Raw genomic sequence first — 14,207 nt, 5'->3', positions numbered from 1 at the left:
TATTTCTCGCATCGACTCAATAGATGCGGTATTGTAACTATTATTTAGGGCTTATCCAATTGAAGACACGCCCTAGTTACTCCGATATTCCTAAATACCAAATAATTTATTATATTTCCATACTAGCACTTAAATTATATTTTAGAAAAAAGATATCGTATCAACATAAAAAAAGACCTTGCCACATGACAAGATCTTTTTTATTTCTAACTTCTCAATAGAAACAAATATGATACTGCTACCAGAAAGACGAGTGCAAATGGTACTTATCGTACATTAAGCGAGTCTGACGCCGTAGCAGGTCGTTATTTGGTCTACTGCTTACTTAGGATGTACCATATCGGCAGGAATTACCCACTCATCAAACTGCGCTTCAGTTAGTAGCTCGAGCTCAACCGCCACTTGCTTCAAAGTTTTGTTTTCTTTATAAGCAGTCTTAGCGATTTTAGCCGCATTTTCATAACCAACATGACGGTTCAATGAAGTCACTAGCATCAATGAGTTATGCAAGAAGTCATCGATTTTGTCTTTTACTGGCTCGATACCCACTGCACAGTTTTCGTTGAAGCTGTTGCAAGCATCGCCAAGCAGCTTGATAGATTGTAACAAGTTAAACGCGATAACTGGCTTATAAACGTTTAGCTCAAAGTTACCTGATGCGCCAGCCATGCTGATAGTTGTGTCGTTACCCATGACCTGAGCGACAACCATAGTCATTGCTTCTGACTGCGTTGGGTTTACTTTGCCTGGCATGATAGAAGAGCCTGGCTCATTTTCAGGAATCGTCAACTCGCCCAGACCACAACGAGGACCTGATGCCAACCAACGTACGTCGTTAGCGATTTTGTTCAAGCTGCCCGCTAGTGTTTTTAGTGCGCCTGACGCAAATACTTCTGCATCACGAGCGGCTAATGCTTCGAATTTGTTTGGTGACGTAACGAATGGCAAGCCAGTCAAAGTCGCTAGTTGCTCAGCTGATTTTACTGCATAGTCAGGATGGGCGTTTAGACCAGTACCAACTGCAGTACCGCCTAGTGGCAATTCATATAGACCTTGTAGCGCGTTGTCGATACGAGTCAATGAATGGTCAAGTTGGCTCACATAGCCGCTGAACTCTTGGCCTAAAGTCAAAGGCGTCGCGTCTTGTAAATGCGTACGACCGATTTTTACGATGCTATCGAATTCTTTGGCTTTTGCCGCTAACGTATCGCGTAGTGCTTTTACCGCTGGAATCAACAAGCTGTTGATCTGACGAGCAGCAGCCACACGAGTCGCCGTTGGGAAGCTGTCGTTGGTAGACTGTGCATGGTTCACATGGTCATTTGGGTGAATGGGCGTGTAGCTGCCACGCTCAGAACCAGCAATTTCGTTAGCACGGTTGGCCAATACTTCGTTCATGTTCATGTTTGACTGGGTGCCAGAACCTGTCTGCCATACAACCAATGGGAACTGATCGACCAGACCACCATTGATGATTTCGTCAGCGGCTTGTACGATAAGGTCACGCTTGTCGCCTTCGATACGCTCTAGGCTTGCATTAGTAATCGCAGCGGCTTTTTTGACCAATGCCATTGCTTCAATCATCGGACGCGGCAAAGTCTCGCCACCGATTTTAAAGTTTTCGCGGCTACGCTGAGTTTGCGCACCCCAATAAGCGTCAGCTGGGACTTCCACGTTGCCCATGGTGTCTTTTTCGGTACGAGTTGCCTGATTCTGTGTCGACATAACTACCCTCTTTACTGGTTTGTTGTTAAATAACTGAACGATAAAAAGTGCAACAGCTGCTGCACATAAACGGAAATACGATATAAAGTGGCGTTATGATAGCATGACTAAGGCGTGTTGAATATTCACAAATCGCCTTGAGCGATGCCTAAAAACGCCTGTCATCACCAATCTGATACTTCATTGGATAAGATACCTATGCACTCTAAAATTATGCACCCTAAACCAATACGACCTGAGTCAAATAACTTTGATTCAAATAATGCGGACTCAAAAGACGCTGAATTATCCGAACCTGTCATCAGCAATCCGCCTAGACGGCACTTTACTCGCCAGCGTCGCCAGTTGAGTGCTGGTGCGCGCAGACAATATGCTCAATCTGCGAGCTTGCATCTATCTAAGCTACAGCAACACTTACCAATGCATGCGCGTATTGGCCTATATTACGATGGCTTTGGTGAGCTACCCACTCAGCCAATATTAGATTGGTGCCAACGCTTAGGCTATTTACCTTATTTACCAGTTGTTGGCTCGCTTGGTCGTACTAGCAATGGTAATGACGATAAACGATTGCGCTTTGTGCCTGTTTATCACTCAAAACTGGTTAATGTCCCCACTCGCATTCATCAATTAGGCATGAAACAAAATCACAGCCGCGCTCTATTATGGGCGTCAGAACTAGACGTGATTATTTGTCCACTCGTGGCGGTCGATGAAAATGGCAACCGCATGGGTATGGGTGGCGGATTCTATGATACAACGCTTGGTAAAAGCTATCGATCAGGGGCTTCAAGGCCGTTAAAGATAGGCTGGTGCTATGATTTTCAAGTGGTTGAACAATTAGCACGTCAACCGTGGGATGTGCCATTAGATGGTTTAATTACGCCAAGCGGCATAAGGTGGTTTTAATGAAAGACGATAAACAGTTTGAAAAAGACTCTAGCGCTGCTGATTCCAGTGCAGACAGTGTGGATGAATATTTACAAACACTGGGCAATGAGGACGCTAGAGAGATACGTTACTACAGTCAAGAGCAACCGTTTAGCTCTGATGAAATGGCACGGCTCGTCAATGAAGAACGCTTAAACGAGTTGCTCGCGCAAAGCGATGCGTTTTTGAGTAGTTTGAATGGTGAGATAAAAGATTTTGATGAATAACACATATATAACTGATAGAGCATAATTTGAAGAAACGCGGTTATATGTTAGTTTGATTTGATCGACGTTTTCTTTTTATTGCCAAACTATTGTTTCTATATAACCTATAAACTATACTTATCGCAAATAATTATCATTACAGTATAGGTCGTTGATCGTGGACAAAGTAAAAAAAGAGTTTATGTCGCCCGCTTCGCTACAAGTTTGTTTTTATTTGTTCGTGCTATTACTACTGGCCACGCCTGCGGCTTATATTTATGATTACGACGGCTTTGATTTTGCTGAACTAAGAACCTTTTTGCTAGCGCTTGCAGCATTTTATACCTTCGCGCTTAGCACTCACATTGAAATGCGTCATATAAAGTCCTCTAGCAGCACATCTTTTCTACATTTTTTGATCCCTATATCTCAATGCTTTTCTTTGATTCTACTATCTTTGTTTGCGTTGGCCACTATTGAATACATCAACGGTGATTTGAGGCTAGATCGTGTTTATGACCCCTTCATTACGCTGTTTTTCGTATATCTGTTGCGCAAAAATATAGAAAGTATAAAGCAAGATATCGGTACTTAAGATAACCGTCTAATTTAATTATTCTAACAATCCTATAACTAATGCAAAAAAAAGACGCTTAATCATAAGCGTCTTTTTTGTTAGATACTTGGATTGAGCTAAAGGGCTGACTGAACTGCTTACAACACCATCGCCGCAATCCAGCCAAACGCCAGTAGCGGTATATTGTAATGAATAAATGTTGGCACCACGCTATCTCTGATATGGTCATGCTGACCGTCGATGTTTAGACCCGAAGTTGGCCCCAATGTCGAATCTGACGCAGGAGAACCGGCATCACCCAGCGCACCAGCCGTACCTATAATAGCAACGGTTGCTAATGGCGAAAACCCTAACGAGATACACAGCGGCACATAGATCGCAGCCAAAATAGGAATAGTCGAGAAGGACGAGCCGATACCCATGGTCACAATCAAACCAATCAAGAGCATGATAAAGGCAGCCATCGCTTTATTACCACCGAACAGTGACGCCGCCCCATCAACGAGTGGCTGAATCTGCTCTGTGGCTTTCATGACTTCAGCAAAACCTTGCGCCGTAATCATGATAAAGCCAATCATCGCCATCAATTTAATACCATCATTAAAGACGCCATCAGCATCACGCCATTTGACCACGCCTGTCGCCATAAACACGCCAAAGCCAAACATCGAGCCAAGTAGTAGCGAATCAGTGTATAGCTGCACGACGAAAGCCGTCACGATAGCAGCCAATGCAACCAGCGTCTTTAGCTTGCTTTGCAACTGAGCGCCAGCGGCTGTTTTACTTAATGCATCGCCTTCTACGACGGCATCATGCGCTTGCTGGTCTATCGCAATCTGCTGATACTCGCGCGGCTTACGGTAGCTTATAAATACCGCGACCAGCAGACCAATGAGCATGCCAAGCGCAGGAATTGCCATGGCTTTCACCACAGAGATATTGGCAACATCAATGCCCGCTTCACCAACGTTTTTTAGCATAATTTGATTGAGGTAAATATCACCGAACCCATACGGTATAAACATATAGGTGGTGACCAGTCCAAAGGTAATCAGACAGGCAATCAGGCGTCTATCAATCTGCATACGGTTGAACGCCAAAAGCAGTGGCGGTACAAGCAGTGGAATAAAGGCAATATGAATGGGGATTAGGTTTTGACTAAAGCAGCTCATGGTAATGAGACCTGCGAACAGCATGTATTTAATCATACCACTGGTGCCCGCGGCATCAATACGTCTAATTACTGTCCCTGCCAATGATTGCGGCAAACCCGAATGCGCAATCGCTACCGCAAAAGCCCCCAGCAAGGCATAAGATAGCGCAATCTGCGCGCCATTACGGATACCTTCTTGGAAGGCATTTAACGTGTCGGTAATACCCAGACCTGCTAACAATCCACCTGCCAGCGCCCCGATTAATAAACTAAGCACCACGTGCACTCGCGAAAGTGACAGTCCTAGCATAATGATAACTGCCAGCAGTACCGCATTGATGGCCATGTGTTGCCCCTTGCTCTTTATAGCTTGGTCTCATTGAGACCGATGAATATTGACACTAATGAATATCGCTATGATGTCTAAAACGTCTCAATATGAGAGCCTGTTTTAGACGCGCGCCAGTTTACCTTATTTTGGGTATAAAGCCTACGCATAGAACCGATTAGGCATCAACATAGGTAGCCAAATATCACCTATACATCTAAACCCTCTTCTATAATTTCTGACTGTCTTTATCCTTCATTGACCAATCACGCTATTGACGATATATCATTACCGACACATCGTTGATAACATCGATAACATTGTTTACTAGGCACTCAGACAACTATTTAACAAAGATAAGCAGACGACTTCGCTAATCAGCCTTGCAATTTTTTTCGTGAGCACCATTTATCTAGACATGAACCACGAACTTGACTTTACAAGTCCGGGGAACGAGGAAAAACATATGAGTGAACATAATATTGATAAAGACAACATCGACATCGATGTATCATCTGCCCTGAACACTGACACGACGTCTGATGCAAATACTGACACTGACGCTAACATCAGTGCTGACGCGAATAATGAGACAGAAAGCTCATCTACGGATGCGTTAAATGCCTCATCTGACGCTGTTAAAGACAATGAAGATGAAAGCTATTTGCCATTGCTGGCATTACGCGACGTCGTCGTCTATCCACATATGCAGATTGCATTGTTTGTGGGACGCGCGCCATCGGTGAAAGCGGTTGAGTTGGCACAGGCTGAGTATGGCAACAAAGTACTGGTAGTCGCGCAAAAAGACTCACTGACCGAAGATATTGATCAAGATAACTTGTATCAGTACGGTACGGTGTGTCGCATCGTTAGCACCATGCCACACGATAGCGATGAGAACTGCATTAAAGTATTGATCGAAGGTCAATACCGCGCTCGTGTCGATAATATAGAAGGCCATGACGATTTATTAATGGCGAGATTTGAACGTGCCGACCTTGATGTCAGCATGGATGAGAGTCAACAGAAAAACACCATTCAAGCATTAACCACATTATTCGAAAGCTATGCAGATGCGCGACTTCGCAATGCACGTGAGCTGACTCGTGTGGCTAAGCGTATCGACGACTTGCTTGAGTTGGTTTATTTCATCTCAACTCGTGTGTCGATGGACCTTGATATCAAACAGTCTTTCTTAGAAGAAGACGATATCAAAACGCATATCAATACTTTGACTGAATATCTAGTCAAGCAAAGTGCTGAGCAAAATATCGAACAAGATATCCAAGATGCTGTTCGTCAGCAAATGGAAGACAATCAGCGTGAATACTTCTTAAATGAAAAGATGAAAGCCATTAAAAACGAGCTGTCAGATATGAATGACGGCGCGTTCGATGGTGAAGATGATGTGGCTGAGCTAGAGCAGCGTTTGGAAGATGCTGACCTACCAGAAGACGTGCGCAAAAAGGCTGAGCAGGAATTCAAAAAGCTCAAAATGATGCCACCTGCGTCAAGTGAGTCATCAGTAGTACGCAACTATATTGAATGGATTTTGGACACACCGTGGAATGCGACGACCAAAGTATCTATCAATCTAGACAAAGCTAAGACGGTATTAGACGAAGACCATTACGGTCTACAAGATGTAAAAGACCGCATCTTAGAATATCTCGCCGTACAATCACGCGTGAAAAAGCTTCGTGGTCCGATTCTATGTCTCGTCGGTCCTCCAGGTGTCGGTAAAACCTCGTTGGGTGAATCAATTGCCCGTGCCACTGGTCGTAAGTTTGTGCGTATGGCGCTTGGTGGCGTACGTGATGAAGCAGAGATTCGTGGTCATCGCCGTACCTATATCGGTGCAATGCCAGGTAAAATTGTTCAGTCATTGGCAAAAGTAGAAGTCAAAAACCCACTATTCTTATTGGATGAAATCGATAAGATGGCGCAAGACTTCCGCGGTGATCCAGCATCAGCGTTGCTTGAAGTATTGGATCCATCACAGAACGATACATTTAACGACCATTATTTAGATATGGACTTAGATTTGTCGCAAGTGATGTTCATCTGTACTGCCAACAGCATGGATATTCCGCCTGCGCTGCTTGACCGTATGGAAGTCATTCGTCTGCCGGGTTATACCGAAGAAGAAAAAGTTAATATCGCACAGAAATACCTAGTGCCAAAAGCGATTAAGCAAAACGGTCTTAAAGAAGGTGAAATTGAGATTGTTGAAGCAGCATTGCATAGCATCGTGCGTAGCTATACGCGTGAAGCAGGTGTGCGTAACCTTGAGCGTGAAGTGAACAAGATCTGCCGTAAAGTGGTTCGCGGTTCGGTTGAAACTCATGGCGCACGTGCTCCGAAAAAAGCAGAACGTCAGCTAGTGACCGTCGATGACAAAAATATCGATGACTATCTAGGTGTACATCAGTATGACTACGGTCTGGCTGAAGAAGAGCCTGAAATTGGTCGTATTACTGGTCTTGCATGGACTCAGGTCGGCGGTGAGCTATTGACCATCGAAGCGGTCGGTATGAAAGGTAAAGGCGAGCTTAGCTTTACCGGTTCACTAGGCGATGTAATGAAAGAGTCGATTCGCGCAGCTATGAGCGTGGTTCGTGCTCGCGGTGATAGCTTAGGTATCGACTACGAAACGTTTAAAACAACAGACGTCCATGTGCATATGCCAGAAGGCGCCACGCCAAAAGACGGCCCATCTGCTGGTGGTGCACTGACGACAGCGCTAGTCTCTGCGTTGACAGGTATTGCTATTCGTCCAGATATTGCGATGACAGGTGAGATTACCTTACGCGGTAAAATCCTACGTATCGGCGGTCTCAAAGAGAAGTTGCTTGCGGCACATCGCGGTGGTATCAAGCATGTCTTGATCCCAGCGACTAATGAGCGTGATTTGGCGGATATCCCTGATAACGTGAAAGAAGGCTTAACCATTCAGCCAGTCGCGACGATTGAAGAAATCTTAAAGGTTGCTTTGGTGAGTATGCCAACACCAATTAAGCCTGCCAAAGTGACTGTTGATAAAACCTCTGGCAAAGCACTGCATAATTAATTGAACCTTTATTAAACTCGTCCTATAGATTAAGAAGCCGCTTATCACAATGATGGGCGGCTTTTTTATACCTGTTTGTTATTCATTTGCTTGCAGTTCATAGCTTTCTTAGTAGTTCTCTCACGCATTTAAAGCCATTTAATTTTGAAAAACATTTATCTTAGTTCGTTTTTCAAACCCATACGATACTTACATTTATTAACTGATTGTTGCGCATTTGATGAATAACTATAGCGTTAGCTTGGCTATACTGACTCCGATGTTAACGAATATTGACACCGATTTTATAGAACGATAACGATAGATATTCGTGACTTTAATGAAGATTAAAAATAACAACTCAAACAATTGGAGATAATAATGAATAAGACATTACTTGTAAGTACCCTATTATGCGGTTCAGCGTTAGCAATGACTGGTTGCCAAACCGTAGAAAGTCAAATGCAAACAGGCAATCCTTTAGCACAGCCAACGCTAAAATCAACCATACAAACAGTAGATGGCAAGAAGAAAGAAGTTGGTCAAGTTTTCTTACGTCCAGTCGACGGCGGCGTCCAAGTTTACGGTAAACTCACTAACCTACAGCCAGGCAGAACTGTCTCATTACATATCCACGAAACAGGTAGCTGTGACGTTATGGGTAAAGCAGCAGGCGGGCACTTCAACCCAGACAACAAGCCACACTCTAATCCAGATGATATGAATGGTCATGTTGGTGACTTGCCAAACTTAACTGCTAATGAAGATGGTGTTGCTACTATCAATTATGTGAATAAGAAAATCGCGGCAACTGAAGCAGGTAAATACAGCGTAAATCGTTTGGCCTTTATCGTACATGCTGGCGTTGACGACTATACCAGTCAGCCTTCAGGTAATGCAGGCGATCGTATTGGTTGTGGTATCATTGTAAAAAACTAATACTGTCCAAATCTATTAATTTAGGTTAATTCTGCAAACGTAGAAATAGCTTAAAAGAAATATTATAAGCACAAAAAAAACCCTCTTAAATTATAAGAGGGTTTTTTGTTGGAAGTAATTATTAGGTTCGTTGAAGCCAATACAAGAAAGACCAATGCAAATTGTACCTGTAGTACATCAGATGAGTCTGACGCTATAACAGCACTATATTGAATTTAACTATAGTTACTCTTCTACCCACTCACCTTTACGCCAGTAAACACCCCAACGTGTGGCCTTGCCGTTTTTCTCAGAGCCGATATACTGCTCTTTTTTCTTACGTGACCAGCGCAAGATGGTTGGGTTACCTTCAGGATCTTCATCTGGTCCTGCAAACAGATACTGGAACTTGTCCTCCATCTTGTCTTTAATTTCTCGTAGCTCAGCCAGCTTTGGCGGACGTGTCTCGCGCACTTTCGGGAACTTAGATGCTGCCAAGAACATCCCAGCCGCCCCTTCACGCAAAATGAAATAATCATCATGCTTGGTCGACTTTAGCTCTGGTAGGTGGATTGGGTCCATGCGTGGCGGCGCAGCTTCGCCTGTTTTTAGTACTTTACGCGTATTATCACAGTTTTGACAAGCAAAATACGGACCAAAGCGTCCTGTTTTAAGCTCCATCTGCCCATCGCACTTATTACAGTCAATGGTTGGTGCATCTGAGCCAGGAACTTCAAACTTGCCTTCTTCTAGGATATAACCATCGCAATCAGGGTTATTACCGCAAATGTGTAGTTTGAGGCCACCATCTACGATGTAACCATTCATCGCCGTACCACATTTCGGGCAGCGTTTTTTCTCCATCAAATCTTTAACTTCTGCCGCTTCGTCATCACCTTCCGCATCATCTAGATTGGCGAATGCTTCGACTGGCATTAGATTTTTGGTACCTTTACAGCGCTCTTTTGGCGGCAAGTTATAGCCCGTACAGCCCAAGAATACACCTGTTGAGCCTGTACGCAGCTGCATCGGACGATCACAGATATCACAATGGACATCTGGTACGTCAGTTGGATCGTTTGGACGCATACCATCTTTTTCTTTGGCACGCTCTAGAGTCGTTTTGAACTCGCCATAGAAATTATCAAGCACATCTTTCCAGTCTTGATCACCCTCTGCCACATGATCGAGCTTGTCCTCTAACGCGGCGGTAAAGGTATAATCCATCAAATCTGGGAAGCTAGCCGTCAACCTATCAGTAACGATATCACCCATTTTTTCGGCAAACAGACGCTTATTTTCAAGCTTCACATAACCACGATCTTGAATGGTTGAGATAATTGAGGCATACGTCGATGGACGACCGATGCCTTTTTTCTCAAGCTCTTTTACTAGACTGGCTTCAGTATAGCGAGGCGCAGGCTTAGTAAAGTGTTGGCTCGGATCTAGCTTATCTAGGTTTAGCTTATCGCCTTTTTTGACATCAGGCAGTAAGGTGTCATCAGTCTTGGCCGGTGGCATAACTCTTGTATAGCCATCAAACACCATGGTACGACCGCGCGCTTTTAACTCGATATCATCTGCGCCTACAAATAGGTTCACTGACAGATATTTGGCAGGTAACATCTGACACGCCACAAATTGACGCCAGATTAGCTCGTATAGACGTATCGCATCACGCTCAACACCTTTGAGCTGTGTTGACTTCATGTTGACGTTAGAAGGACGAATCGCCTCATGCGCCTCTTGTGCGCCTTGCTTGTTACCATAGAAATTTGGCTTTTCTGGCACGTATTTTGCGCCATAGCTGTCTTCGATATGACCACGGACAGCAGCAAGCGCGTCGCCTGATAAGAATGTCGAATCAGTACGCATATAAGTAATATGACCGGCTTCGTATAGACGCTGCGCTAAGATCATGGTTTTCTTAACAGAGAATCCTAAGCGCGTGCTGGCAGCCTGTTGCAAGGTCGAAGTAATGAATGGCGCGCTTGGACGTGATTGCGTTGGTTTTTCTTCACGCTCTTTGACGATAAAATCGCTTGCTTTGAGTATCTCTAGGACTTTATCGGTCTGCTCTTTATTCCCAAGCTTTAAGGTTTTACCGCCTTGCTTGGTCGCTTCTAAGCGTATGCCGATTTGCTCAGCGTCTTTTTTTCCATTAGCAATGTGCGTATCAGCATGAATCTGCCAGTACTCTTCTGGAATGAATGCGCGAATCTCATGCTCACGCTCGACGACCAAACGCATAGCGACTGACTGTACGCGGCCTGCAGACAGTCCGCGAGCAATCTTTTGCCATAATAGCGGCGATACCATAAAGCCAACAACACGGTCCAAGAACCGACGGGCTTGCTGCGCGTTCACGCGGTCAATGTCTAATTTCGAAGGCTGCTTAAATGCACTTTGAATAGCTGACTTGGTAATCTCGTTGAAGACCACACGTTGATATTTACTATCAGGGCCACCGATGACTTCTTTTAGATGCCAAGCAATCGCTTCCCCTTCTCTATCCATATCCGTTGCTAGATAGATTTTGTCAGCGTCTTTGGCTAATGCTTTAAGCTCTTTGATGACTTTGGTTTTATTGGGTAATACTTCATAGACTGCCGCCCAATCATGCTCTGGATCTACACCCATGCGGCGTACCAGTGCTTGCTGCGCTTTTTCTTCTTTGGTCAGACTGTCATCTTTTTTAGCGGTTGTTGCTTTCTTTGCGCTTTTGCTCGCACTGACCGGCAAATCACGGACGTGACCGACACTTGAGCGTACGATAAAGTCATCACCAAGGTATTTATTAATCGTTTTTGCCTTGGCTGGTGATTCTACAATCACCAAAGACTTACCCTTTGGGCTGTCCGCAGCTGGTGCTGGACTTTTTTTGGTTGTGGTTTTTGCCATGTTTGACGACACCATAATATAAGTAAATTAAAAGTAAGGTTAAATTCAGCAGCACGGCAATTTATGGAAGCTGATACTCACGGTTTGACCATGGTTCAGCTATTTATAGTAATAATCGCTGCTGATAAAAAAGGTTATAAAACAAATAATAACCATAAAATAAAGATATAGTTATAAAGACGTTACACTGCTAAGCGTTAAACTGTCAACTTTAAATAATTTGAATATGACAAACCGCTTGCATATTGCCCTTTAATGGAGACGAAAAAACGCTTTACTAGGTTTATGCTTGTTTTTGCATCTGTAGCGCCCATTTCTCAAGGTTTTCTTTTAGCACTAATAAGTCCGCTTCGATCCGTTTTTGATGGTACGTTGGGTTAGATGCTGGACGTACATAAGCAATATCTTCCCAATAAATAATAATGCTGTTGGCCTTGGTCAATAAACCTTTAACAAACGGTTCAATACTTACCGGCAAATCTAACGGCACTTGATCCAAGCTAAAATCAGTTTTTTTGACCGTCGGATTATTGCTGATTTGACTAGAACGAATCGCACTGGGAATAGTAAGCGTCTTATCATCTGTACTGGTATCGACAAAACTACTGTCTGGTCGCCACTGTCCATCAATGACTTGATAACGGGTATGCGGCAGTTTAGTGTCTTCAAATATCAGACAGTACTGTCCAAGCATACCGCGGCCATACTCATTGTCACGGCCTTTGATCCAATCAGGGCACGAAACGAGCTTTGGATTGAGCTGTAAACGACGCGCGGTCATACGCAGCTTATCCAAACGCTGATCGATACCGTTCGGTTTGAGCGCCATCATACTCCCTAATACGAATAGTACAATGATAACGCCAATCAATGTTCCCATGATGGTCTGGCCTTTTGACTAAATGAAAAAGATACTAAAAGATATAGCGATAAATATCGCTAATGAACCGTTATTTATAAATAGTACATATAGATTTGTGATTAGTACGATAATAAACAACGATATATAAGGGCTTATAATGAGCACGAACCATTAAAAATCAAGCGTTGTCGTCCAATCGCAGTGCAACAGGTACTTTTGAAACATATGACAATTTAGCAAGTTACGCTATTAAATCAGCTATTTAGCGTATATAAACTTACCGAGTACAGTACGCTATAAAAACCAGATACGAAAAGTGGTCAGCTCAAAAAAGTGCTATGATAAACCATAATTTTAAACGCGCGCAGGTTTATTATGAATTATCTTATTGAGTCAAACTCATCGGGCGCTTATCACGCTCGCAAGCTGATGAGTAAAGTCATGAGCAAAACAGGCATGAGCCTATCGCTACTTGGCGCGGTCGTACTGACATTATCAGGCTGTGCCACGACTCAGAGCCTAACCCCGCAGCAGTGTCAAAGCAGTAACTGGCAAGAAGTCGGCTATGCTGATGGCTCACAAGGACGTTCAGGTGCCTACTTTGGTCACTATACCAATAGCTGCACTAGTATAGGCGGTGCTAGCCCTAACCGTATCCAATGGGAGCAAGGCCGTCAACAGGGTCTCAAAAACTACTGTACCGAGCTGAATGCTTATAAGCTCGGTCGCGAAGGCTATGACTGGCAACCTGTCTGTCCGTTAGAAGGTATTGAGAAGTTAGAAGAAGCTTATTCTCAAGGGCGCTACTACTATATCCGTCAGCGCGATCTTGACTACTTGCGCTCACCTTACCCATTTGGCTACAGACATGCAGGCTTCGGTTACGGCTATCGTCCGTTTGGCTATGGCTGGTAAAAAAAGAAAACCTCACTAACGACTTAATTTGAGGTTTAAGTAGTTAATGAGGTTGGAGAAAATTTTATTATTTTAATTGTTTTTATTATAGCGGTACTGGTTGTTTTACTGGTTGGGCTATTGATTTATCTAGCTAGTTTTCTAATATAAAGTCAGAGCTACTAGCACTGACTTTATATTATTAATTTCTTAAAGATTTAGCTACTAAACTACTCATTCACAAATGCAATTTTGGTCAGTCCAGCATTACTTGCCGCTGCCAAGACTTGAGCGACCGTATCGTACTTGCCTTCTTTATCCGCACGTAACTGTACCGCTGGATTCTTACCAGTCGCGCCTTGTTGCTGCAAGCGTGTCTCTAACTCTCCCATGCTGATTGGGTCGCTATCCCAGAATATACCCGCGTCTTCATCAATACTGACTTGAATCGCTTCTGGCGGCGTTTCATTGAGCGCGGCACTAGTCTCTGGCAAATCTAAAGGCACCGTCGGATTCAGCACGGTCGCTGTCAATAAAAATATAATCATCAATACCAGCATGATATCGATCAGCGGAATGAGGTTCATTTCATCCATGCTTCGTACGTCATCATCACCCAATTGAAATGCCATAGTTACTCTCAATGCTTTTGGTTATATTCACA

At 43.8% G+C, this 14,207-nt stretch carries 11 protein-coding genes; 6 read left to right on the top strand and 5 right to left on the bottom strand.

Annotated elements, in window-relative coordinates; translation table 11 throughout:
- Positions 1-321 precede the first annotated feature (321 nt).
- Positions 322-1,725 carry a class II fumarate hydratase gene (fumC, locus tag QO187_RS12085; protein ID WP_371548500.1) on the bottom strand — a complete coding sequence of 468 codons (1,404 nt, stop codon included), beginning with the start codon at positions 1,723-1,725 and terminating at the stop codon, positions 322-324.
- Positions 1,726-1,923: 198 nt separating this feature from the next.
- On the opposite strand from fumC, the gene QO187_RS12080 reads away from it, so the two are divergent.
- The 3 genes from QO187_RS12080 to QO187_RS12070 all read left to right on the top strand — a co-directional run bounded on the left by QO187_RS12080 (position 1,924) and on the right by QO187_RS12070 (position 3,456).
- Positions 1,924-2,634, top strand: a complete 711-nt coding sequence (locus tag QO187_RS12080) for a 5-formyltetrahydrofolate cyclo-ligase (protein ID WP_371548499.1) — start codon at positions 1,924-1,926, stop codon at positions 2,632-2,634.
- Entirely contained in the window at positions 2,634-2,882 is a 249-nt protein-coding gene (locus tag QO187_RS12075; protein ID WP_371548497.1) for a hypothetical protein, read from the top strand. Before QO187_RS12080 ends, QO187_RS12075 begins: the two co-directional genes overlap by 1 nt.
- 157 nt (positions 2,883-3,039) lie before the next feature.
- Entirely contained in the window at positions 3,040-3,456 is a 417-nt protein-coding gene (locus QO187_RS12070; protein WP_102093054.1) for a hypothetical protein, read from the top strand.
- Positions 3,457-3,575: 119 nt separating this feature from the next.
- On the opposite strand, the gene QO187_RS12065 is transcribed toward QO187_RS12070, so the two are convergent.
- On the bottom strand, positions 3,576-4,937 hold the full coding sequence (locus tag QO187_RS12065; protein ID WP_102093053.1) for a Na+/H+ antiporter family protein: 1,362 nt from the start codon (positions 4,935-4,937) through the stop codon (positions 3,576-3,578).
- Positions 4,938-5,385: 448 nt separating this feature from the next.
- Between QO187_RS12065 and lon the strand changes: the two genes are divergently transcribed.
- The gene (lon, locus tag QO187_RS12060) at positions 5,386-7,989 is read left to right on the top strand and encodes an endopeptidase La (RefSeq protein ID WP_227526701.1); all 2,604 of its coding nucleotides are present in this window, start codon (positions 5,386-5,388) and stop codon (positions 7,987-7,989) included.
- A gap of 360 nt (positions 7,990-8,349) precedes the next feature.
- A complete protein-coding gene (locus QO187_RS12055; protein WP_371548494.1) occupies positions 8,350-8,907 on the top strand; it encodes a superoxide dismutase family protein in 558 nt (185 codons plus the stop codon).
- A 225-nt stretch (positions 8,908-9,132) separates the two neighbouring features.
- On the opposite strand, the gene topA is transcribed toward QO187_RS12055, so the two are convergent.
- A complete protein-coding gene (topA, locus tag QO187_RS12050) occupies positions 9,133-11,787 on the bottom strand; it encodes a type I DNA topoisomerase (protein WP_371548492.1) in 2,655 nt (884 codons plus the stop codon).
- 283 nt (positions 11,788-12,070) lie between these two features.
- On the bottom strand, positions 12,071-12,667 hold the full coding sequence (locus QO187_RS12045; RefSeq protein ID WP_165598520.1) for a hypothetical protein: 597 nt from the start codon (positions 12,665-12,667) through the stop codon (positions 12,071-12,073).
- Between the two features lie 357 nt (positions 12,668-13,024).
- Between QO187_RS12045 and QO187_RS12040 the strand changes: the two genes are divergently transcribed.
- A complete protein-coding gene (locus QO187_RS12040) occupies positions 13,025-13,564 on the top strand; it encodes a DUF2799 domain-containing protein (protein ID WP_371548490.1) in 540 nt (179 codons plus the stop codon).
- Between the two features lie 209 nt (positions 13,565-13,773).
- On the opposite strand, the gene QO187_RS12035 is transcribed toward QO187_RS12040, so the two are convergent.
- Positions 13,774-14,175 carry an ExbD/TolR family protein gene (locus tag QO187_RS12035; RefSeq protein WP_371548488.1) on the bottom strand — a complete coding sequence of 134 codons (402 nt, stop codon included), beginning with the start codon at positions 14,173-14,175 and terminating at the stop codon, positions 13,774-13,776.
- Between the last annotated feature and the right edge of the window lie 32 nt (positions 14,176-14,207).

It is taken from the genome of Psychrobacter sp. Arc9, from assembly GCF_041431295.1.
In the GTDB taxonomy this organism is placed as follows: domain Bacteria; phylum Pseudomonadota; class Gammaproteobacteria; order Pseudomonadales; family Moraxellaceae; genus Psychrobacter.
This window is presented reverse-complemented; position numbering and strand designations above follow the sequence as displayed.

What these genes read in the sequence shown, in the direction of transcription:
- QO187_RS12055 (WP_371548494.1), top strand. Translation starts at nt 8,350, where the DNA reads ATGAATAAGACATTACTTGTAAGTACCCTATTATGCGGTTCAGCGTTA.
- lon (WP_227526701.1), top strand. Translation starts at nt 5,386, where the DNA reads ATGAGTGAACATAATATTGATAAAGACAACATCGACATCGATGTATCA.
- QO187_RS12035 (WP_371548488.1), bottom strand. Translation starts at nt 14,175, where the DNA reads ATGGCATTTCAATTGGGTGATGATGACGTACGAAGCATGGATGAAATG.
- topA (WP_371548492.1), bottom strand. Translation starts at nt 11,787, where the DNA reads ATGGCAAAAACCACAACCAAAAAAAGTCCAGCACCAGCTGCGGACAGC.
- QO187_RS12065 (WP_102093053.1), bottom strand. Translation starts at nt 4,937, where the DNA reads ATGGCCATCAATGCGGTACTGCTGGCAGTTATCATTATGCTAGGACTG.
- QO187_RS12075 (WP_371548497.1), top strand. Translation starts at nt 2,634, where the DNA reads ATGAAAGACGATAAACAGTTTGAAAAAGACTCTAGCGCTGCTGATTCC.
- QO187_RS12040 (WP_371548490.1), top strand. Translation starts at nt 13,025, where the DNA reads ATGAATTATCTTATTGAGTCAAACTCATCGGGCGCTTATCACGCTCGC.
- fumC (WP_371548500.1), bottom strand. Translation starts at nt 1,725, where the DNA reads ATGTCGACACAGAATCAGGCAACTCGTACCGAAAAAGACACCATGGGC.
- QO187_RS12045 (WP_165598520.1), bottom strand. Translation starts at nt 12,667, where the DNA reads ATGGGAACATTGATTGGCGTTATCATTGTACTATTCGTATTAGGGAGT.
- QO187_RS12080 (WP_371548499.1), top strand. Translation starts at nt 1,924, where the DNA reads ATGCACTCTAAAATTATGCACCCTAAACCAATACGACCTGAGTCAAAT.